The organism is Haloferax namakaokahaiae (genome assembly GCF_042663225.1).
GTDB classification, from domain to species: Archaea; Halobacteriota; Halobacteria; order Halobacteriales; family Haloferacaceae; genus Haloferax; species Haloferax namakaokahaiae.
On the sequence record NZ_JBHTAA010000005.1, the window covers coordinates 781,442 to 802,858 of the forward strand.

The 21,417-nt window shown below is 64.3% G+C and carries 19 protein-coding genes; 7 read left to right on the plus strand and 12 right to left on the minus strand.

Annotated features, from left to right (window positions below; genetic code table 11):
* Window positions 1-16: 16 nt before the first annotated feature.
* Together ribH and ACFQJC_RS11595 are read left to right on the plus strand one after the other, a co-directional pair.
* Window positions 17-421, plus strand: a complete 405-nt coding sequence (gene ribH / locus ACFQJC_RS11590; RefSeq protein WP_390223625.1) for a 6,7-dimethyl-8-ribityllumazine synthase — start codon at window positions 17-19, stop codon at window positions 419-421.
* Complete coding sequence (locus ACFQJC_RS11595; RefSeq protein ID WP_390223626.1) at window positions 418-1,572, plus strand: pyridoxal phosphate-dependent aminotransferase; 1,155 nt, start codon at window positions 418-420, stop codon at window positions 1,570-1,572. Before ribH ends, ACFQJC_RS11595 begins: the two co-directional genes overlap by 4 nt.
* A gap of 10 nt (window positions 1,573-1,582) precedes the next feature.
* Here ACFQJC_RS11595 and ACFQJC_RS11600 read toward each other — a convergent pair whose 3' ends face one another.
* The 3 genes from ACFQJC_RS11600 to ACFQJC_RS11610 are packed head-to-tail and all read right to left on the minus strand — an operon-like array spanning window position 1,583 to window position 4,845.
* A complete protein-coding gene (locus ACFQJC_RS11600; RefSeq protein ID WP_390223628.1) occupies window positions 1,583-2,728 on the minus strand; it encodes an ABC transporter permease in 1,146 nt (381 codons plus the stop codon).
* Window positions 2,725-3,390, minus strand: a complete 666-nt coding sequence (locus ACFQJC_RS11605) for an ABC transporter ATP-binding protein (RefSeq protein WP_390223630.1) — start codon at window positions 3,388-3,390, stop codon at window positions 2,725-2,727. Before ACFQJC_RS11605 ends, ACFQJC_RS11600 begins: the two co-directional genes overlap by 4 nt.
* 6 nt (window positions 3,391-3,396) lie before the next feature.
* Complete coding sequence (locus ACFQJC_RS11610; protein WP_390223631.1) at window positions 3,397-4,845, minus strand: COG1361 family protein; 1,449 nt, start codon at window positions 4,843-4,845, stop codon at window positions 3,397-3,399.
* Window positions 4,846-4,989: 144 nt separating this feature from the next.
* On the opposite strand from ACFQJC_RS11610, the gene ACFQJC_RS11615 reads away from it, so the two are divergent.
* The 3 genes from ACFQJC_RS11615 to ACFQJC_RS11625 all read left to right on the plus strand — a co-directional run bounded on the left by ACFQJC_RS11615 (window position 4,990) and on the right by ACFQJC_RS11625 (window position 11,491).
* Complete coding sequence (locus tag ACFQJC_RS11615; protein WP_390223633.1) at window positions 4,990-6,915, plus strand: DEAD/DEAH box helicase; 1,926 nt, start codon at window positions 4,990-4,992, stop codon at window positions 6,913-6,915.
* An 85-nt stretch (window positions 6,916-7,000) separates the two neighbouring features.
* Window positions 7,001-8,245, plus strand: a complete 1,245-nt coding sequence (gene rbcL, locus ACFQJC_RS11620) for a type III ribulose-bisphosphate carboxylase (RefSeq protein ID WP_390223635.1) — start codon at window positions 7,001-7,003, stop codon at window positions 8,243-8,245.
* Between the two features lie 288 nt (window positions 8,246-8,533).
* Complete coding sequence (locus tag ACFQJC_RS11625; protein ID WP_390223637.1) at window positions 8,534-11,491, plus strand: methyl-accepting chemotaxis protein; 2,958 nt, start codon at window positions 8,534-8,536, stop codon at window positions 11,489-11,491.
* 26 nt (window positions 11,492-11,517) lie between these two features.
* On the opposite strand, the gene ACFQJC_RS11630 is transcribed toward ACFQJC_RS11625, so the two are convergent.
* Window positions 11,518-13,182 (minus strand): NADH-quinone oxidoreductase subunit D, encoded by a 1,665-nt coding sequence (locus tag ACFQJC_RS11630; protein WP_390223639.1) that lies wholly within the window; start codon window positions 13,180-13,182, stop codon window positions 11,518-11,520.
* Between the two features lie 96 nt (window positions 13,183-13,278).
* On the opposite strand from ACFQJC_RS11630, the gene ACFQJC_RS11635 reads away from it, so the two are divergent.
* On the plus strand, window positions 13,279-13,941 hold the full coding sequence (locus ACFQJC_RS11635) for a helix-turn-helix domain-containing protein (RefSeq protein ID WP_390223641.1): 663 nt from the start codon (window positions 13,279-13,281) through the stop codon (window positions 13,939-13,941).
* Window position 13,942: 1 nt separating this feature from the next.
* Here ACFQJC_RS11635 and ACFQJC_RS11640 read toward each other — a convergent pair whose 3' ends face one another.
* From ACFQJC_RS11640 to ACFQJC_RS11665, 6 genes are all read right to left on the minus strand, one after another.
* A complete protein-coding gene (locus tag ACFQJC_RS11640) occupies window positions 13,943-14,899 on the minus strand; it encodes a ribose 1,5-bisphosphate isomerase (protein ID WP_390223643.1) in 957 nt (318 codons plus the stop codon).
* A gap of 96 nt (window positions 14,900-14,995) precedes the next feature.
* Complete coding sequence (locus ACFQJC_RS11645) at window positions 14,996-16,474, minus strand: AMP phosphorylase (RefSeq protein WP_390223645.1); 1,479 nt, start codon at window positions 16,472-16,474, stop codon at window positions 14,996-14,998.
* 54 nt (window positions 16,475-16,528) lie between these two features.
* Window positions 16,529-16,951, minus strand: coding sequence for a thioredoxin (trxA, locus tag ACFQJC_RS11650; RefSeq protein ID WP_390223647.1), 423 nt, complete (start codon window positions 16,949-16,951; stop codon window positions 16,529-16,531).
* Window positions 16,952-17,169: 218 nt separating this feature from the next.
* Window positions 17,170-17,463 (minus strand): DUF7521 family protein, encoded by a 294-nt coding sequence (locus tag ACFQJC_RS11655; protein ID WP_390223649.1) that lies wholly within the window; start codon window positions 17,461-17,463, stop codon window positions 17,170-17,172.
* On the minus strand, window positions 17,464-17,838 hold the full coding sequence (locus ACFQJC_RS11660; RefSeq protein ID WP_390223651.1) for a helix-turn-helix domain-containing protein: 375 nt from the start codon (window positions 17,836-17,838) through the stop codon (window positions 17,464-17,466).
* A gap of 27 nt (window positions 17,839-17,865) precedes the next feature.
* Window positions 17,866-19,212, minus strand: coding sequence for an oxidoreductase (locus ACFQJC_RS11665; RefSeq protein WP_390223653.1), 1,347 nt, complete (start codon window positions 19,210-19,212; stop codon window positions 17,866-17,868).
* An 86-nt stretch (window positions 19,213-19,298) separates the two neighbouring features.
* On the opposite strand from ACFQJC_RS11665, the gene ACFQJC_RS11670 reads away from it, so the two are divergent.
* Complete coding sequence (locus tag ACFQJC_RS11670; RefSeq protein WP_390223655.1) at window positions 19,299-20,327, plus strand: succinylglutamate desuccinylase/aspartoacylase family protein; 1,029 nt, start codon at window positions 19,299-19,301, stop codon at window positions 20,325-20,327.
* Window position 20,328: 1 nt separating this feature from the next.
* On the opposite strand, the gene ACFQJC_RS11675 is transcribed toward ACFQJC_RS11670, so the two are convergent.
* Both ACFQJC_RS11675 and ACFQJC_RS11680 read right to left on the minus strand, forming a co-directional pair.
* Window positions 20,329-20,562 (minus strand): hypothetical protein, encoded by a 234-nt coding sequence (locus ACFQJC_RS11675; protein ID WP_390223657.1) that lies wholly within the window; start codon window positions 20,560-20,562, stop codon window positions 20,329-20,331.
* Window positions 20,559-21,407 (minus strand): aldo/keto reductase, encoded by an 849-nt coding sequence (locus ACFQJC_RS11680; RefSeq protein ID WP_390223659.1) that lies wholly within the window; start codon window positions 21,405-21,407, stop codon window positions 20,559-20,561. Before ACFQJC_RS11680 ends, ACFQJC_RS11675 begins: the two co-directional genes overlap by 4 nt.
* Window positions 21,408-21,417: the final 10 nt, after the last annotated feature.

A 21,417-nucleotide genomic window follows, 5' to 3' on the forward strand; every position in this document is an offset into this window, starting at 1 on the left:
ACGGGAAGGGTCGGCTATGGTCTCTTTGGGACTCGTAGTGGCCCGATTCAACTCGTCGGTCACCGACCAGATGGAAGCGGCGGCCCGCGACGCCGCCAGCGAACGCGACGCGGACGTGGTCGAGACGATTCACGTCCCGGGCGCGTACGACTCGCCGCTCGCCGCCGACCGACTCGCCCGCCGCGACGACATCGACGCCGTCGCGGTCGTCGGCGCAATCGTCACCGGCGACACCGAACACGACCGCGTCATCGCCGATTCGACGGCGAAGTCGCTCACCGAAATCTCGCTCGACCGCGACAAACCCGTCGCTTTCGGCGTCTCCGGCCCCGGAATGAGCGGTGCCGAAGCACGCGAGCGCATCAACAAAGGTGCGGAAGCGGTTTACGCAGCGACCGAGTTGGTGGAGGCGTTGGCATGAACTTCGACTTTAGCGACCGAGTTGGCCGCGTCGAACCGAGCGCGACGCTCGCCATCTCGAACCTCGCAAGCGAACTGGAAGCGCAGGGCGAAGACGTGGTAGACCTCTCGGTGGGGGCACCCGACTTCCCGACGCCGGAGAACATCGTACAAGAGGCGAAAGACGCCCTCGACGCTGGCCACACCAGCTACACCTCCTCGAACGGGATTCCGGAACTGAAGGAAGCTATCGCGGCCAAACTCCGCGGCAACGGCGTCGATGCAGAGGCCGACGAGATTATCGTCACGCCCGGCGGCAAGCAAGCGCTCTACGAGACGATTCAGACGCTCATCGGCGACGGCGACGAAGTCGTCCTCCTCGACCCCGCGTGGGTCTCCTACGAAGCGATGGTCAAACTCGCCGGGGGGTCGCTGAAGCGTCTCAGCCTCGCCGAACACGACTTCAAACTCGAACCCGCGCTCGACGAACTCGCCGAGACGGTCTCCGACGAGACGAAACTGCTCGTCGTCAACACGCCGTCGAACCCGACGGGCGGCGTCTTCTCCGACGCGGCGCTCGAAGGCGTCCGCGACCTCGCGGTCGAACACGACTTCGCCGTCATCTCGGACGAAATCTACGAGCGCATCACCTACGACGGCTTCGAGCACACCTCGCTCGGGTCGCTCGACGGCATGTCGGACCGAACCATCACCATCAACGGCTTCTCGAAGGCCTTCTCGATGACCGGATGGCGACTCGGTTACCTCCACGCGCCTTCCGACTTTATCGGGCAGGCAGGCAAGCTTCACTCGCACTCGGTCTCCTGTGCCGTCAACTTCGTCCAGCACGCCGGCGTCGAGGCGCTCTCGGAGCGCACCGACGACACCGTCGAAGAGATGCGACAGGCGTTCGAAGCGCGCCGCGACATGCTCGTTGACCTGCTCGCCGAACACGACGTGGACGTTGCCGTCCCGAAGGGCGCGTTCTACATGATGCTCCCCGTGGACGACGACGACCAGGCGTGGTGTGAGGGCGCGATTCAGGACGCGAAGGTCGCAACCGTCCCCGGCAGCGCGTTCAACGCGCCGGGCTACGCGCGCATCTCCTACGCTGCAAGTGAAGAGCGACTCCGCGAGGCCGTCGAACGCCTCGCCGAGCACGACTACATCTAACTCTCCTTCCCTACTTTCGCAGCGCTTCGACCGGGCGCTCGTTTGCGGCTTTCCACGCCGGATAGAGTCCCGAGAGGAGACTCGTCACCACGCCGAACGTGACCGCGAGGAAGATGTAGAGCAGGTTTATCGGCTGGAAGGTCACGAACACGTCGTTGAGGACGTAGGAGTTGAGCGCCATTCCCGCCGCGAGCGAGAGTACCGCGCCGATGACGCCGCCCGCGACCCCCAAGAGTCCCGCCTCGGCGAGAATCATGCGAATCACGTCACCGCGCTGGACGCCGACGGCGCGGAGGACGCCGATTTCCTGCCGGCGCTCGATGGTGCTCATGAGCATGACGTTGAGGATGCTCACGCCCGCGACGACGAGCGAAATCGAGCCGATGCCGATGAGGAAGGTGTTGAGGATGGCGAAGAACTGGTTGATTCCCTCGGTGATGGCTTGCAGTTCGAACACCGTCACTCGCTCTTCGCGCTCGTTGAGGGCGTCGCGGACGGCCATCGCCGACGCGTTGGCGGCCTGTCCGGACTCGGCGCTGATGACGACTTCCGAGTAGCCAGAGCCGTTCACGTCGTCGATTGGGACGACGACGGCGTTGTTGGGACTCACGAGCGAGATACCCTGTTCCTGTTCGAGGACGGCGGCGATGCGGTAGGTTCGGCCCCGGACTTCGATGGTGTTCCCGGGTTCGACATCGAGGGTCTCGGCGACCGCCGACCCGACGAGCGCGCCCTGTCGCAGGCGGTCGGGGATGCGGCCGTCGCTGGCGGTGTATATCGCGCCGGGGTTCTCCATCCCCAAGATGGTCACGACCGTCTGTTGCTGCCCGCGGGCGACCACCCCCGAACCCCGACGGACGGGAACGACCGTCCCGTCCTCGACGACGCGGCGTATCTCGTCAACGTCGCGTTCGGTGAGTTCTTCGACGCCCTCCTGCAGGTTCGGCGAGATACTCACTTCGTTGCCGATGTCGCCCAGTTGCTCGCTCGCGCCGGTCCGAAGCGTCGTCCCGAACATGCCGAGCGAGGCGATGGCGAGGACGCCGATGATGATGCCGAGGACGGCGAGTCCCGAGCGGATGCGGTTCCGCGAGAGGTTGCGTCGGGCCATGAGGATGGCCGGGACGCGCCGCGAGAGGTCGTCGAGGATGCTCACTGTATCCTCCCGTCGATGATGTTCACCGTCCGGTCGGCGAACTCCGCGAGTTGCGGGTCGTGGGTGACGGCGATGACCGCCACGTCGTCCTCCAGTCGAATCTCGTCGAACAGGTCGAGGACGCTTCGACCCGTCTTGCGGTCGAGGTTCCCGGTCGGTTCGTCCGCGAGCAGGATACGCGGGTTGTTGATGAGCGAGCGAGCGATGGCGACGCGCTGTTTCTGCCCGCCCGAGAGTTGGTCCGGGCGGTGGTCGAGTCTGTCACCGAGACCGACGCGTTCGAGCAGGGTCTCCGCTCTGTCACGGGCCGCGGGGTCGTTTCCGAAGAGCGTCGGCACTTCGACGTTTTCGAGCGCCGTGAGCGTCGGAATGAGGTGGAAGCTCTGGAAGATGAAGCCGATGAACTGCTTTCGTTGGACCGTCATCTCCTGGTCCGAGAGGTCGGTCACGTCGCTGCCTTCGAGCAAGACCCTCCCCTCGGAGGGCGTATCCAACAGGCCGAGAACGTTGAGCATGGTGGACTTGCCGCTCCCGGAGGGGCCCATGACGGCGACGAACTCGCCGGGGTCGGCGCGGAAGTCCACGTCTTTCAGCGCCTCGACGATTTCGCCGCCGGTATCGTACCGCTTCCAGACGTGCTGAAGTTCGATAAGGTTCGTCATCGGTGGTTAGCGCCGTCGGTACGCGAAGATACCCACGCCGACCACGACGAGGAGGGCGACGATGCCACCGCCGACGATGAGTATCGAACCAAGACCACCGAGTCCACCCCCGGATGGCTCTGGTTGCTCGTCAGTGAACCCGGTGACATCGACTTCCGCCTGCATGGTTCGCTCGCCGCCGTCGGTGAGATACGTCACTTCGACGGGGACGGACGTGACGCCCGAATCGGCTCTCGCGTAGAGGTCGAACGAGACGAAGTCGCTGGCGGGGACGGTTCCCACGAAGTACTCCTCGTAGGGGCGGGCGGGTTCGACGCCCTCGGTGGGGACGACGCGGACGACCACGCCCTGCACGTCGTTCAGGCCGACGTTGCTGGCGCTCCCGGAGATGTGGATTCGGTCGTCTTCGCGTTCGACGTCGATGCCGGTGAGTTGAATCCGGCCGGGCGAGGCGGCGTAGTCGAGCGTCGTCTGTGCTTCGCCCGGTTGCCCGCCGGTCCGGTAGGTCGCGGTCACGTCGAGGGTCGCGCGGTCGAGCGATGAGACGTTCAGTTGGAACGTCCGCGACGACTCCGCCGGGACCGCGTTGACGGGTCGTTCGACGATGGTTCGGTCGCCGTCGGAGAGCCGAATCACGAGGTCTTCGAGCGGCGCGTTCCCGAGGTTCGTCACCTCCGTAATCACCGCCGGGCGCGCCCCCGACCCGACGCGGGCGTCGAGTCGAACCGACTCGCGGAGGGGTTCGGCGTTCAAGGGCTCGGTGACGACGACGGTCCCGCCGATGCCGTCAACCGTCGTGTACTGGAGCGTCGCGGTCACGTCGCTCTCGGTCGTGCCGGGCGTGGTGGCGAACTCGAACGTCTGTGCCTGTCCGGCGGCGAGCGTCGGCAGGACGCGAGTATCGTTTCGCACGTCGCCCGGCGACGCTTCGAGTGAGAGACGGAGGTTGCGAATCGGCTGGTCCTCGCCGTTCGAGACGGTGACGCGAACCGGCGATTCGGTGCCGACGACGCTGTCGGTCGTCTCGACGGCGACCTGTGGGCCGCCCTCACGAACCCGGACGATGAGCGGGTATTCGAGTCGCTGGGTCCCACTGTTCGTTCGACCGACGACGGTTAACCGAAGGTCGTACGTTCCGGCGTTCTCCAACCGAACGGTCACCGGTGTATCCAGCGAACTGCCGACGGGGATGGTTCCGAGGTCCTCTGCTCGCGCGAGGTCGGTCGAAGTGCCGGCCCGCCTGACGTACACGTCGGTCACCTCGAAGTCCTCGGCGCTCCCCTGTGCGTTCTGCACCGTTGCTGTGATGGTGAACCGCTCGTTCGGGGACGGTTGGTCGGGATTGACCGTCACCTGAGTAATCGAGACTGACGCCTGCGCGGCGACCGGTTGGACGGGGATTCCTGCCACCACGACGGCAACGAGAAGAACGAGTGAGAGGGCACGGCGAAACATTGTTCATCTAATATATCGTCGAGGTGAGAAAAATAGTTGCCGGAGGTGACTGTCAGTCTTGACAGTCACTCAGGAGGTTACCCACGTTCACAGGTACCCGGTGGGCGAAGATAGTTAAGTCAGTCCGGTACGAGACGTTGACAGATGCACGTGCGCGACCTTCCACTCTCGTCGGCCCTCGTCGCCCACTACGAAGACGCCGGAATCGAGGAACTGTATCCGCCGCAAGCGGCCGCCGTCGAGGCCGGAGTCGCCCGCGGTGACCGCGTCGTCGCCGCAATCCCCACCGCCAGCGGCAAGACGTTCATCGCCGAGTTGGCGATGCTCACCGCCGACGGACCCGGTCTGTACATCGTCCCCCTCCGCGCACTCGCCCGCGAGAAGTACGAGACGTTCGACTCGCTGCCGGGGGTCGATGCGGGGATATCGACCGGCGACTTCGACACGCCGGACGAGGATTTGGGGGAGTACGACATCGTCGTCGCCACGAGCGAGAAGGTCGATTCCGCGATTCGAAACGGCGCGTCGTGGGTCGAGAACCTCGCCTGCGTCGTCGTGGACGAGGTCCACCTGCTCGGCGCACCCGGCCGCGGCCCCACCTTAGAGGTCACGCTTGCTACGCTCCAACGCCGGGTTCCGAACCTCCAAGTCGTCGCGCTCTCGGCGACGGTAGACAACCCCGAAGACATCGCGTCGTGGCTCGATGCCGAACTGGTCCAAAGCATGTGGCGACCCGTCTCGCTCCGCACCGGCGTCTACTGCGACCGAACCGTCGAGTTCGACGATGGCTCGACGCTCGCTGTCGATGTGCCGACCCTCGGCCCGAACGACGACGGCGACACGGAAGCGACCGTCTCGCTCGTCGCCGACGCCATCGACAACGGCGGGCAGTGTCTCGCGTTCGTCCGCTCTCGGCGCGAGGCCGAGGCGCTCGCCGAACGACTCGCCGACGAAGATATCGGCTCTGCGCCGGACCTCGCCGACGAACTCGAAGAACTGGGCGGGACGACCACGGGCCGACGACTCACCGACTGCGCGCGAACCGGCGTCGGATTCCACCACGCCGGCCTTCGAAGCGCCCACCGGATGGCCGTCGAGAACGCCTTCCGCGAGAAACGGCTGTCAGTCATCTGCGCGACACCGACGCTCGCCGCGGGGGTGAACGTCCCCGCCCGCCGCGTCGTCATCCGCGACCAGAAACGCTACACCGGCGAGGAGATGGCGTGGATTCCCGTTTTGGACGTGCACCAGATGTGCGGCCGCGCCGGCCGCCCCCACCTCGACCCCTACGGCGAGGCGGTCCTCGTCGGCGACGAGAGCACGAAAGACGACCTTCGAGTTCGATACGTCGAGGCCGATGCCGAAGCGATTCACTCGCAGTTCGCCGACCCCGAGGCCCTGCGAACGCACGTCCTCTCGGTCGTCGCCTCCGACTTCGCCGACTCCCTGCAGGGAGTTGCGGACGTGTTCTCGGCGACCTACTACGCCCACCAGAACCCCGACGGCGACCTGACCGACCTCGTTCGGGATATCGTGGTCGAACTCGCCGAGATGGAGATGCTCGATATCGAAGGCGACGGCGAGACACTCTCGGCGACGCCACTCGGTCTCCAGACCTCTCGGCAGTACATCTCGCCCTCCTCCGGGGCGGCAATCGTCGATGGCATCCGAACCATCGAGGGAATGGCCGACGAGCACGTCACGGCGCGAACTGCACTCGAAGTCGTCTGCGATACGCCCGACATGCTCGATACCTACCTCGGCAACCGCGAACGGGCGCTGATGTACCAGTACGCTCGTAGCCACGCCGCCGAGTTCACGACGGCGATGGGCGAGGCCGAGTCGTTCGAGAAGTGGCTCACGGCGGTCAAGACGGCGCGAATCCTCCACGAGTGGTCGCAGGGCGTCAGTATCGACGACCTCGTGGACCAGTACCGAATCGGACCGGGCGACCTCGAATCGCGTATCGAGCGCGCCGAGTGGTTGCTCGGGGCGGCAGATGCACTGTGTGGCGTGCTCGAAGTCGATGTCCCGCAGTTCAGAGAAGTTCGGGCGTTGCTGTCGCCGTAGGTGACTAGAGACAGTTGGCGGTGTGAACGCAGAAAGGTCCACTCGGGATGCCGTTTTATGCTCCCACGTCGCGTAGAAGCGGGTTATGGGTATCACCTACGAAGACTTCCTCGACCTCAACTACGAACCCTCCAGCGAGGAACTCGTCTGTACGTTCCGCATCGACCCCGCGACCGGAATGAGCACCGAAGCGGCGGCAAGCCGGGTGGCATCCGAATCCTCCAACGGGACGTGGGCCGCCCTGCGAACCGGCGCGGACTTCACCGACATGGGCGCGACGGCGTTCGCTATCGACGGCGACGTCATCAAAGTCGCCTACCCCGCCGGCCTGTTCGAACCCGGAAACATGCCGCAGGTGCTCTCCTGCATCGCGGGCAACATCATGGGCATGAAAGCGGTCGATACGATTCGTCTCGTGGACTGCGAGTGGCCCGAATCGGTCGTCTCCACCTATCCCGGCCCGCTCCTCGGCTCGTCGGTCCGCGAGGAGATTTTCGGCGTCACCGACCGGCCAATCACGGCCACCGTTCCCAAGCCGAAAGTCGGTCTCTCGACGAAGGCGCACGCCGAAATCGGCTACGACGCGTGGGTCGGCGGCGTGGACCTCCTGAAGGACGACGAGAACCTCACGGACCAGGCGTTCAACCCCTTCTCCGACAGGCTCACCGAGTCGCTCGCGCTCCGCGACGACGCGCAGGACGAGACGGGCGAGGTGAAATCGTACCTCATCAACGTCACCGCCGATACGAACACGATGCTCGACCGAGTGGACGAAGTCGCCGCGCAAGGCGGCGAGTATGTCATGGTCGATATCATCACCGCCGGGTGGGCGGGTCTCCAGACCGTCCGCGAGCGCACCGAGAAACACGGCATCGCCATCCACGCCCACCGAGCAATGCACGCCGCGTTCGACCGCATGCCGACCCACGGCGTCTCGATGCGCGTGCTCGCCCAGGTGTCCCGTCTCTGCGGCGTGGACCAACTCCACACCGGGACGGCCGGACTCGGCAAACTCGCCAACGAGGACACCGTCGGAATCAACGAGTGGCTCGCCGGCGACCTACACGGCATGACCGACGTGCTTCCGGTCGCCTCCGGCGGCCTGCACCCCGGTCTCGTTCCGGACCTCCTCGATGCGACCGGGACGAACGTCTGTGTCCAACTCGGTGGCGGCATCCACGGTCACCCCGACGGCACCAAAGCAGGTGCAGTCGCACTTCGGGCGGCTATCGACGCGTACGTCGCTGGCGAGTCGATTTCACAGGCCGCCGAAGAGACGCCCGAACTCGCCGTCGCGCTCGACAAGTGGGGAACCGAGACGCCGCGCTAATCGGCCTCTCCCTGCACGCCCGACTGGGATGGATGCACCGGTTGGCAACTGTTGCCACAACGTGACAGACCTCGAACGCTTGTCGGCGATTTTTACAATATCGGTCGAGGTTCGACCCCGAGTATCGAGATTCTGATGGCCGAAACGAGCGGTGAGTATCGGTCACGATAATCGGCGCGTGAGTTTTATACAGTTGTTTTCTCAGGGTGAGACAGAGCTTTTCGACCGAATACCAGCCCAACTGGCGCTTTGCGGCTCGAATCGGGATTGGTCGAAACACGACGAACCATGAAAATCCGAACGAAGCTTATCGCGCTCTGTCTCGCCATCTCTCTGATACCGGTATCAGTGGTCGGTATGGCAGGCGTTCAAAACATGGGTAGTATTGGCGACTACGCACAAGAACAGAGCGAAGCGACCCTCGAACGGCAAATCACGGGAGACTTGAACGACACTGTCGGTGCCCGCCAAGAGGAGATACAGAACCTCCTCGACGCTCGTCGCATCGACGCCCGCGCGTTGGCGGGGTCGGCACCGGTCCAAAACTATCAGGCCGCCCGTGCCGGGGAGATGGAGTTAGTCCAAGAACAGAGCCAAAAGCAACTCGGATACATGGCGCTCCAGATGCGCGCAACCGTCGAAACCACGAAGCAGACGGTGCTCGCAGAACAGTACGGCGGGAAGAGTTGGGACGAACTGACCCCGGAACAGCAACAGCAGGTCAAAGACACAGTCGAAGCGCGACTCGCCGGCACGGCCGGGGGCGGCGTGCAGTCCGACGGGACGCTCGCTGACGAGTTCCACCCCGGCTACATCGGTAACACGGGCTACGCGTTCGTCCTCGACGGGGACCTCGACTTCGTCATCCACCACAGTCTAGACGACGGCGTCAACGCCGTCGATGACGCCGGGATAGCGGAGTTCAATCAGGTCTCTACAGCCATCGAATCCGACCCCGCCATCCGAAGCGGCGAGAAGTGGGGAATCGTCGAATACGAGTGGGAAGACACCACGCAAGCGGGCAATCCCGTCGAGGAGAAGTTCGTCGCGTACGCGTACCACGAAGACTTCGACTGGGTGCTCGCCCCGAGTGTCTACTACTACGAACTCCAGACGGCCGCCGTCGCGGATGCCGAAAGTGACATTAACGATTCGTTCGAGAGCTACCTCACCACTCGTTCGGTGACCATCGACGACGAGGAGCGCCCCGCCTACGACGAGGTTCTGTTCACCGACGAGACTGGGCAGGGAATCGTCCGTTCGGAACGTGCCGACGACGGGAGCGTTGTGACCGAATCAGTCACCGACACGTCCTACGCCGACGAGACGTGGTTCCAGCGAGCGAGCGAACTGAACGAGGACAAGGTGTACGTCGGGAGCGTTCACTCAGTCGATGGGCAGTCAGTCGCCACCGTCACGGCCCCAATCTACCGCGACGGGGAGTTCTCGGGGACCATCACGCTCCTGTTCAACTTCGAACTCATCGATGCGCTCATCGACGACATCACCGTCGGCGAGAGCGGCCACTTGACTATCGTGAACGAGAGAGGCATCCTCCTGACCGACGCCGCCGACTCGCTCGACGGGGTCGAAGGGAAAGTCGCCACCCAATCGTACGTCATGAACGGTGAGACGGGCCTCAGCACCTACGAACCGACTGGAAACAGTGGCGACGAGTCGCAGTACTACGTGGGCTACGCGCCACTGCACTTCGGAAACGCCCAGTACACGCTCGTTGCGACGGTCCCCGAGTCCGACGTGACGACGCCCGTGGCCCAACTCGGGTCGGCCATGAGCGACCAGACGGACTCCGCACGGAACACGATCCTGTTGTTGATGGCCGGCATTCTCGTCGTGGTCGTCGGCGTCGGCTACGTCGCCGCTCGGTACTTCTCAGAGCCGATAGAGGCGCTCCGAGACCGCGCACAGTCGCTCGCCCGTGGCCGCTTCGACGACAGCGTCGAAATCGACGCCAACGACGACGAACTCGGTGAACTCGTCGATGCGTTCGACGACATGCAAGCGAACCTCCAGCGACAGGTCTCGGAACTCAGGGACGCCGGCCGAGAACTCGGTGAGGGGAACCTCGACCAGGACATCCAGACCGACCTTCCCGGTGAGTTCGGTGCCATCATGACCGACCTCGACAGCGGGATTCAGAAACTCCAAGACGGCTTCGTCGAAGTCCAGGCCGTCGCCGACGAGTTCGCGGCGGTGAGCAACGAGACGGTCTCGAGCGCGAAAGAGATAGAGTCCGCGAGTCAGGAGACCGCGCGGTCGATAGAAGAAATCGCCCACGGGGCGGAACAACAGACCGACCGTCTCCAGACGGTCGCCGACGAGATGAACGACCTCTCGGCGACCATCGAGGAGGTCGCCGCGTCCGCGGACGGCGTCGTTCGAACCGCCAATCAGGCCGTGTCGCTCGCCGACGACGGCCGCGAACACGCCGCCGATGCGACGGACGAAATCTCGACTATCGAGACCGAGGCCGACGAAGCGGTCGAACGGGTCGAGCGCCTCGGCGAACAGGTCTCCGAAATCAACGAAATCGTCCAACTCATCAACGACATCGCCGAGCAGACGGACCTGCTCGCGCTCAACGCCTCCATCGAGGCCGCCCGAGCGGGCGAGGCCGGCGAGGGCTTCGCGGTCGTCGCCAACGAAATCAAGGCACTCGCCAAGGAGGCGAGCGAGGCGACCGACGAGGTGGAAGCGCGCATCGACGCCGTCCGAAACCGGGCCGACGAGACTGTCGAAGACATGCAGTCGATGCAGGCGAGCGTCGAGAGCGGTTCTGCGACTATCGGCGACGCAATCGAGATGTTCGACGACATCTCCGATGCGATTCGAGAGGCCGAACACGGCGTCGAGGAGATATCCGAGGCGGCAGAGAATCAGGCGGTCTCCACCGAAGAAGTCGTCTCGATGGTTGACGACGTGTCGGGCGTGAGCGAGGTGACGACGTCGGAGACGGCGACGGTCTCCGCGGCGACCGAAGAGCAGACTGCGGCGATAAACGAAGTCACGAACAACATCAAACAGGTGTCCAAGTCGGCCGAGTCACTCAACGACCTCGTCGGCCGGTTCGAAGTCGGCGACACCGGCGGAAGTGGAAGCGAGCGCGGAGGAGACACTCACACGGCGGCCGAATCGACACCCGCCGCGTCGTCACAGTCCGAACACCAGGCCGTCGCCGATGGCTCGGGTGATAGACAGGGTCCCGCGTCGCCGACGGACGACTGAGTCAGTGACGCCGGCACGAGCGCCGGCTACCGGTCCACTTCGCCCATAATCGTATCGAGACTGCCGAGCGAAGCGATGAGGTCGGGGATGTACTCGCCTTCGACCATCTCGGGGAGTGCCTGCAAGTTCGAGAACGATGGCCCGCGAATCTTGAAGCGAGCGGGCGTGTTCGTCCCGTCCGAACGGATGTAGATGCCGAGTTCGCCCTTCGCCGCTTCGACCGCCCGGTACACTTCGGTGTCCTCGTCGGGTTTGAGCGTGCGCGGAACGTTCGCCTGAATCGTGCGCTCGTCTTCGGGCCAGTCTTCGAGCAGATCGGCACACTGCTGGATTATCTTCGCCGACTCCTCGACCTCACGGAGGCGAACAAGCAGGCGTGAGAAGTTGTCACACTCGTCTTCGACGACGACGTTCCAATCGAGGTTCTCGTAGTAGCCGTAGGGGTCGTCGCGGCGAAGGTCGTAGTCGATGCCGGAGCCGCGAGCGACCGGGCCGGTGACGCCGTAGGATTTTGCGACTGTGGGCGGGAGGATGCCAGTATCGACGGTCCGCGCCTGCAACACCTCGTTCGCGGTCAGGAGGTCGTGGTACTCTTCGAGTTTCGCCGGCAGACTCTCGACGAAGTCGTGAATCTTCTCGAAGAACGCCTCGCGGGGTTCGGGAAGGTCCCAGACGACGCCGCCGAGGCGGAAGTAGTTGAACATGAGTCGCTGGCCCGTCAAGTCTTCGAGGATGTTCTGGACGACTTCTCTGTCGCGGAGCGCGTACTGGAAGATAACGGTGAAATCGCCCACTGTGTCGAGGGCGTACGCGCCCAGCGCGAGCATGTGCGAGAGGGTTCGACTCAACTCGGCCGCGAGCGTGCGGACGACCTGTGCGTACTCCGGTACCTCGATATCGACGAGCGCTTCGGCCGCGCGAGCGTAGGCCCACTCGTTCAACAGTCCGCCGCCGCCCCAGTCCCAGCGGTCGGGGTACGGCATAATCTGGTAGCGATACGTCGCCCGCTGGCACATCTGCTCCTCACAGCGGTGGATGTAGCCGATATCGGGTTCGACGTCGGCGACCTGCTCGCCGTCGAGGGTCACCTGCAGGTGGAGGACGCCGTGGGTCGCCGGGTGGTGCGGGCCGATGTTCAGGAGCATCGTGTTCTGGCCGACTCGGCCGTCTTCGTGCAACGGGTTGGCGTGTTCGTCGTAGGTGACGATCTGCGGGCGGCGCTGGTCGTAGTCGAGACTCAAGGGGTGGCCCTGCCACGTCTCCGGGAGGAGTATCCGGCGCAGGTCGGGATGGTCCGCGTACTCGATACCGACGAGGTCGTAGGCCTCGCGTTCGTGCCACTCGGCGGTTCGGAACACCGACGACGCCGACTCGCTCACCGGGTCGGCCCGAGGCGTCGGAACGACGACGCTCACCTCGCGGGTCGGGTCGGCGTAGGATTTCAGGTGATAAATCGACTCGTAGCGGTCTTCGTACTCCTGTGCGGTCACACACGAGAGGTGGTCGTAGCCGAGTTCGTCGCGCAGCGTGGTGAGCGACGAGGCGACTTCGTCGGGGCGAATCTCGACCACCGGCGCGTGGACGTGGTCGTCGATGGCGAGGACGGCGTCGCCGAGGACGCTCCTGAAGTCGTCACTGGTCGGGTGTGTCTCAGCCACTTCGGTCGTCGCGTGCGGGCGGTCGAGTGACATCGCGTAGACGAGTGAACAATCGTCCGGGACGCGGTTCGTCGTTCTGCCTCACCCGTGCGGCCGGTTTTTATACACACCATCGTTCAACATAGTGTCATGAAGTCGGTCGAACTCCGTCTCCAGCCAGACGAGCGATACGTTCATCCGATGCACGGCTTCGTCGTCGAACACGAGGGCTTCGAGCAGTCTCGACTTCGTCACTGGAATCCCGCCAGGAGCGAGGTCAACACGCTCGTCTTCGAAGTGGTCGGGGCAGATATCGACGCCTACGAGGAGGCACTCACGGCGAGTCCCACGGTTCTCTCTCACGAGGTGGCACAACTCCCCGGAGACTCCTTTTTCATCGTCGTGAGAGAACGGCTCGACGGGGAGAGCATCCGCTTGACTTCCGCCTTCACGCAGGACGGTCTCGTCGTCGTCCCACCGGTCGTCTTCGACGGCGACGGGACGATTTCGGTCACAATCGTGGGGACGAACGAGGCGCTTCAATCGGCTATCGACCTGACGCCCGACGGTATCGAAATCGAAGTCGAACAGGTCCGAGAGTACACGGGACCGACAGAATTCGGGTCGGTCGAGTTGTCGCCTCGGCAGCGCGAAGCAGTCGAGGCCGCCGTGGCGTGTGGATACTACCACGAACCGCGGGAGGGGTCGGTAGCCACGGTCGCGGAGCGGCTCGCGTGTTCGCCGAGTACGGCGGCCGAACACCTCCGGAAAGCGGAGATGAAAGTGATGGCGACTATCGCTGGCACGCAGTGACCTACGCCGGTTCGACCCACGGTTCGGTCGTGTGCTCGCCGAACAGTTCGCGCATCAGCATGACGATGCTCTCGGGCGGGAACTGCCCGCGCTCGGTGACGATTGCATCGACGTAGCGCGGCGGCGTCACGTCGAATGCTGGATTTCTCACCGTCGGAGAACCGAGTTCGGCCAGCGTCTCTTCGTCGATGACTTCGTCAGTGTCGCGCATCTCGATATCGACGGTGTGGCCGGTCATCGTTCCGGGGTGGAGTTTGAGCGTCTGAGCGGCGACCATTATCGGCGTCCCCCTGTCGCGGGCGTTGACCGCGAGACCGCTCGTCCCGATTTTGTTGATGACGCTCCCGTCGGCGGCGACGGCGTCCGCGCCGACGAGCACGTGGTCCACGTCGTTCAGGTAGCGCCGGGCCGCCGAATCAACGATGAGCGTGACGGGGACGCCCATCTCGTGGAGTTCTCTCGCGGTGATGTGGCCCTGATTCCGCGGGCGGGTCTCCTTGACGATCGCCTCGATGTGTTTTCCCTGTTCGACCGCCGCCTCGACACAGGCGAGCGCGTCGGTGGAGTGGCAGTGGGTCATGATGATGTCGCCGTCGCGGAGGCGGTTCGCGCCGACCTGTCCGAGGTCGGACTGGGCGCGGTCGAGTCGCGCGCAGAACTCCGTCGCCGTCGCCTCGACGTTCTCATGAATCTCCTCGACGGTCTGGCCGGTCGCGCCGCGAAGGACGTACCGAAGCGCGTTCGGGAGGCTGACGGCAGTGGGTCGGGTTTCGACGAGAGTCCGGGCGGCCGCGCGGAGGTCGGCACGAAGGGTCGCGGGGTCGGACGCGTCGCTCTCGAGAGCCTGCACGCGGAGGGCGCGGGCGGCCGCGTCCGCAATCGTCGCCGCACCGCGAATCTCCATGGTGTCGATATCGTCCGCCACTCGTCGAACCTCGGGATTGACGCGGTCGGTCATACGCATTCTACGCGCTTCACCGAGAAAAGTGATAGCGGCAATCGAGTCCGCGAATCCGAATCCGAACCCGAACCCGAACCCGAACCCGAACTCGACTCACACGCGGTCGATGAGCGCCTCGTCGGGGTGTCGCACGCGAACGGCTTCGACTCGTTCCGTGAGCTTTCTCGCATCCGCGAGTTTGTCGGGCGACTCGGCGTGAACCGTAAAGAGCAGGTCTCCCTCGACGACGTTGTCGCCGAGACGGTGTCCGAGTCTGAGTCCCGCCGCGGGGTCCTTGGGTGCGCCCGCCCGCCGAGCGATTTCGTTGATGTAGACGTTGTTGATGTGGGTGATGACGCCGGCCCGGTCGGCGTAGACGCGATGGGTGTGTTCGCCGGGAACGAGGTCGCTGACGCTGATATCCGGGTCGCCGCGCTGGGCTTCGATAATCGCCCGGAACGTCGCCTCTGCGCGACCCGAATCCAGTATGTGGGCTGCATTCGCATCGACGCCGACCGATTCGAACAGCAAGTCAGCGAGGCGGATAGCTTTGATTCGAAGGTCGGCCGGTCCCTCGCCCGCGAAGGTGTCGAGGATGTCGCGCGCTTCGAGCAGCGGACCGACGCCGCGGCCGACCGGGCCAGCGCCGTTCGTGATAGCGCACTCGACGTGCATGGCGAGGTGCTCGCCGACGCGCTTGAAATCGCTCGCCAACTCCCGTGCGTCCGCGAGCGAGAGGACTTTCGCGCCCTCGCCGTAGGGGATGTCGATGACGACGTGCGTCGAGCCGGCGCTCTTCTTCTTCGAGAGTACCGAGGCGATGAGTTGCCCGCGCGGGTCGATAGAAAGCGGCGTCTCGGCGCGGATGATGCGGTCATCGACCGGCGAGAGGTTCACCGCGCCGCCCCAGACGAGACACCCGCCGACGTCCTCGACGATGTCCCGAATCTCTTCGATAGAGAAATCCACGTCGCACAGCACTTCCATCGTATCGGCCGTCCCCGCCGCGGAGGTGACCGCCCGAGACGAAGTCTTCGGGATTTTCACGCCCGCCGCGGCGACGATGGGGACGAGGATGGGCGTGACACGGTTGCCCGCGACGCCACCGATAGAGTGCTTGTCGGCGACGATTGGCTCGGGCCACTGGATTTGCTCGCCGATAGCGGCCATGCACTCGGTGAGATGCGTCGTCTCGGTGAGCGAGAGTCCGTTGGCGTACACCGCAGAGACGTACGCACCGAGTTCCACGTCGGCGAGTCGCTCTTCGTAGATGTCGCGGACGAGTTGGTGGAGTTCGTGATGTTCGAGTTCGATGTCGTCGAGTTTCTTGCGAATCGCCGAGACGGAAGCGGGCTGTGGCGCAATCGAGACGGCCACCGGTCCCTCGATGTGGCCGAGGCGGCGCGTCACGCCGAGGACGCCGGGCGAGACGAGTTTGTCGGTGAGTTCGACGATGGCGACCGAGGTGCCGTTCGCGTGCCGGAGTTGGACGCGCTCGACCGCGTGGACGCCGAGGTCGGCGGCGTCGGCCTCGTTGAGAAGCACCGTCGGCGCGCGCGACCCGATGTCGATGGGTTCCACGTCGAATTCCATAGCTCACCTTCGCGCGAGAGTGCGATAAGCTGTCACCCAGAAAATGAGTCGAACTTACGCGAGAAGCGAGTCGATGAGGCGCTCGTAGTCGTCGTATCCGCGGACGCCGACGAGGCGTTCGGCGGGTTGGCCGTCCGAAAAGAGCATCACGGTGGGGACGCCCCGAACCTGATACTGCATGGCGAGTTGCTGGTTCTGGTCGATATCGACTTTCACGATTGCCGCGTCAGTTTCGGCGGCGAGTCGCTCGACCGTGGGTTCGAGCATCTTGCACGGGCCACACCAGTCTGCGTAGAAGTCTACGAGGACGACATCGTACTTCGAGACGGTGTCTTCGAAGGCTTCGGCTCCGTTCACGTAGACCGGTTCGCTCGGCACCCCGGGAGATTTGCCGCCCTCAGACGCTTCTCCCTCGATTTTTGCGGCGAGTTCGTCGCGCTTCTGTTGGCGGATGGATTCCAGTTCTTCGTCGGACATACACCACGATACAGGCCGAGCCGAAATAAGAGTTTTGTAAATTTAGAACAATACAATATCGTGGTTTGAGTGTGCACACGGCTCACTGCTCACTAATTCACGGTGACTTACGCGGTAGCTAACACGGTGACTGGCGGGAGAGAAACGACACTCGGCGGAGAGAATCACCGAAACCGAGTAGAGACGGAGTCGGGTGTCGTGTCCGACCGACACACGACTCACTCGACGTAGAGGGAGTAGGTGATGACCGCAAATCCGATGAAGGTCAACACCGCGTCGATGAGGACGCCGGTGGCGAGGTCGATAGACAGCAGCATGTCGAACGCGCCGGCGAGGAGTGCGCCGAAGGTGACGATACCGAACCCCAGTGCCAAGGCTCGAAGCGCCGACGAACCGGTCCGGCGATACGCCTTGAAACTGAAGTACGTGATCAAACTCCCGAGGATGAGAATCCCCGTCTTGACGATGATGATGAGCGTTGCAACCGTCGGTGAACCACTGAGGTGTCCCATTTACGTTTCCCTCCGAACTGCAGACCAGATATCCGCGAGGCGGTCTTCGGGCGCGCGCTCTGGTCGTTCGATATCCACCACGAAGTTTCGATTCTCGGTGAGTGCGATTCTCACCTCGTCGAACGCGACTTCGTACGTGGTCGCGTGGTGGCCGTCCGCACGAATCTGTGTACCCTCTCGCAACAACGCCGCGTCGGTCAGGAGGTCTAACTTGCGGTAGGTCGTCGAGAGCGGGATGTCGCACACGTCGGAAATTTCACTCGCCGTCATTGGTTCTTCGAGTCCCGTGATGATGGCTCGTGCGTCCGTGTCGTCTAGCGCGTCGAGCACCGCCGACAGGTGGGCTGACTCCATCGCAGACCGGTCGCGCGCCATTACCTCAATTGACTGAGGTACGACTTATTAACCCTCCGGGTCCGTCGGTACGTCATCCACCGGTTTTCCCGGTCGGTCGTAGGCCCCCGACTTTCTGAATTCGCCCGCGGCGCGGAGCACGGCGGGTGTTCGGCACACGCCCGGCGCACCGGTGACCTGCGGTACTGCACAGTTATTACAACTCTCGCAGACGACCCGCGTCTCCGGGTTCGCATCGCGGCCGAGCAATCGTGCCGGGAGTTCCGGTTCGGCGTAGAACGGCCGCGCCATCCCCACCGCATCGCACGCATCGCCGAGCAAGCGGTCGATTTCACCGCGTTCGCGGATGCCCCCCTCGCAGAGGACGGGGACCGAGACGGCGTCACGGACGCGACGGCACAACTCGGCGTTCCACGCCGGGTCGAAGTCGTACCACCACGCCTCGACTCGATTGCCGAGGGCGACGAGGCGTGACCGAAGCCTCCCGCCAAACGCCGACTCGTACCCAGATTGGTAGCGCTCGTCGTCCCACGCTCGCGCCGGATACGACCCGCGAACGATGCTCGCGTCCCAGACGACGGACCCGGAGACGGGGACCAGCGCGTCGTAGCCGTAGTCGGCCAGTCGTCGGCAGATGACGACTGTATCGTCCTCGCTCAGGTGCGGGCCGAGTCCCGGCGGTGCGGCCGTCTCAGCGGGGACTTTCGTCATCACCGGCACGTCGCCCGCGCGAGCGCGAATCTCGTCGTAGACGACTTCGAGGAACCGCGGACCGTCGCCGAACTCGTCGCTCCGGCGGTTGTAGAACGGCGAGAGGAACTGGTGAACGATGCCCATGTTCGCCCCCGCGATGTGGACGATATCGTACCCCGCATCGACGGCCATCGCCGCCGACCGGCCGAAATTCGCGGCGAGGTCGTACACCTCGTCGGTGTCGAGGACGTGGGCGTCGTAGTCGAGAAAGCCGAGTCGGTCGAGGAGTCGGAGGGGGCGCGGGACCGGCGAGACGGCGAGTTGCTGGAGAGTTGGGTTTGCGTCTCGATACGCGGCGTGCCACGTCTCCATGCTCCGCAGGCCGCCGTGTTCCAACTGAATAGCGAGTTTCGAGCCGTGGTCGTGGATTCGGTCGGTGAGTTCGCGGAGGCCGGCGACGAACTCGGGGTCGGTGACTCGCGTCATCCCCGGTGCCGCACACCCGCCTTCGTCAGCGACGATGGTCGCCCCTTGACAGACGAGTCCGGCACCTGCTCGTGCCGCTGGTTCGAGTTCGGAGACGAGCGTCTCGACGGTGTTCGAATCCGTGCCGGCGCACTCCAAGAGCGGTGCCCGGTACAGCCGATTCGGGAGGGTCACCCGCCCGATATCGAGCGGGTCTTCGAGACGCGAGACTGTCATGACACCGGTATCGGCCCGATGACGTAAAAATCAGCTCAAAAATCCGGCACTCATCTTTAATGTCGCGTCTCGCTGACTGTCGGGTAATGGAACCCGAACCCTTCCGGTACGACGCGGAAGTCCCACCGGGCGAGACCCGTCACGTCCGCTACGAAATCAGCGAGACGTACCTCGGTGACCCAGTCGAAATTCCGGTCACTATCATCAACGGCGAGCACCCCGGCCCGAAGGTGTTCATGAACGCCGCCCTCCACGGCGACGAACTCAACGGCGTGAAGGTGATGCAAGAGGTCGCAGACACCTACTCACCGGCAGACATCCACGGCACGCTCGTCTGTATCCACGTCGCCAACGTGCCCGGCTACCTCGCCCAACAACGTTACATCCCTATCTACGACCTCGACCTCAATCGCTCGTTCCCGGGCCGCGACGGCGCGAACACCGCCGAACGGATGGCGAATCAAATCTACCGTCGATTCGTCGAACCCTGCGACGTCGGCATCGATTTTCATACGTCAACGCGGAATCGAACGACGATGTACCACGTCCGCGCGGACATGAACCGCCCCGAAGTCGCCAGACTCGCCCGCTCGTTCGGCGCGAACCTCATCCTCTCCGGCGAGGCCGAATCGGGGTCGCTTCGCACGGTTGCGACGAACGACGGCATCCCGATGATCACCGTCGAGATGGGCCGCGCTCACCGCTTCCAACTCGCGCTCGTTGACCGGGCGCTGGACGGCGTCGAGAGCGTTCTCGCCGAGTACGGCGTCCTCCCCGACGAGGCGGTTCACTGGCCCGGTTGGACGCGAATCATCGACTCCGCGAAGGACAAGACGTGGCTTCGTGCCGACGTGGGCGGTCTCGTCGAGATGAAGTACGGCGACGTGCCGCTCGTCTACGAGGGCGACACCATCTGCACCATCTCGGACCACTTCAAGACGCGCGAGCGACGAGTCTCCGCGCCGTTTACGGGTCTCGTCGTCGGTGTCCTCCAGAATCCGGTCGCCGCACCCGGCCACCCGCTGTGCCACCTCGTGAGCGTGGACGACGCGACGCTCCGCGAAATCGAGCGCGAAATCGAGGCCGGCGAGTTCACCGAGCGGCCGTGGAGCTAAGTTAGTCGGCCGATTCGGCGTCGGTCGGTTCGGCGTCGGTCAGTTCGACGTCACCCGCGCCCACCTGCTCGTGGGTGTGGTGATAGAATCGGACGTGCGGACGGCCGTCTCTCTCGAACGGTTCGAAGCAAACCCGCCGATAGCGGGCGTTGTCGAGCAAGTTCACCATCAGTCCGCGGTCGTGTACAGAGACGGAGTCTGATGGGGTGTCGCAGACGGGGCAGTGCACGCTCACTCGTCGAGACGCGCCATATCCTCCTCGTCGAGCGTGAGGTGTGAGGCCGCGACGTTGTCGCGGAGGTGCGAGACGCTGGAGGTGCCCGGAATCGGGAGCATCACGTCCGACCGCTGGAGCAACCACGCGAGTGCGACCTGTTGCGGCGTCGCGTCGTGTTTCGCGGCGACGGCGTTCACGTCGCCTTCTTTCGCTTCGAAGTCGCCCGCCCCGAGCGGGAACCACGGAATGAAGCCGATGTGCGCGTCCTCACACGCGTCGAGGACCGCTTCGGAATCTCGGTCGCCGACGTTGTATCGGTTCTGGACGGTCGCAATCTCGACGATGTCGCGGGCCTCGTCCAACTGCTCGACCGAGACGTTCGAGAGACCGACGTGCTGAATCAGGCCGTCGTCTTTCATCTCCGCGAGGGCGTGGACGGAGTCTTCGAACGGCGTGTCCGGGTCCGGACGGTGGAACTGATACAGGTCGATGCTGTCGGTTCGAAGGCGGTCGAGACTGCCCAAGAGGGCGTTTCTGAGGTAGTCGGGGTCGCCGTTCGGCTTCCAGTCTCCCTGCTTGTTTCGGAGCAGGCCACCCTTCGTTGCGACCACGAGGTCTTCGGGGTAGGGTGCGAGGGCCTCGCCGATGAGACGCTCGGAGACGGCGGGACCGTAGGAGTCCGCGGTGTCGATGAGGTCCACGCCGCGGGCGATGGATTCGTGGAGGACTCTCTTCGCGTTGGCCACGTCGTCGGGTTCGCCGATGATGTTCTCGCCCGTGAGTCGCATCGCGCCGAAGCCGAGTCGGTGGACCGTCGTCTCGCCGCCGATGTCGAACGTGTCGCTCGCGTTGTTGAGGACCATACCGTTCGTT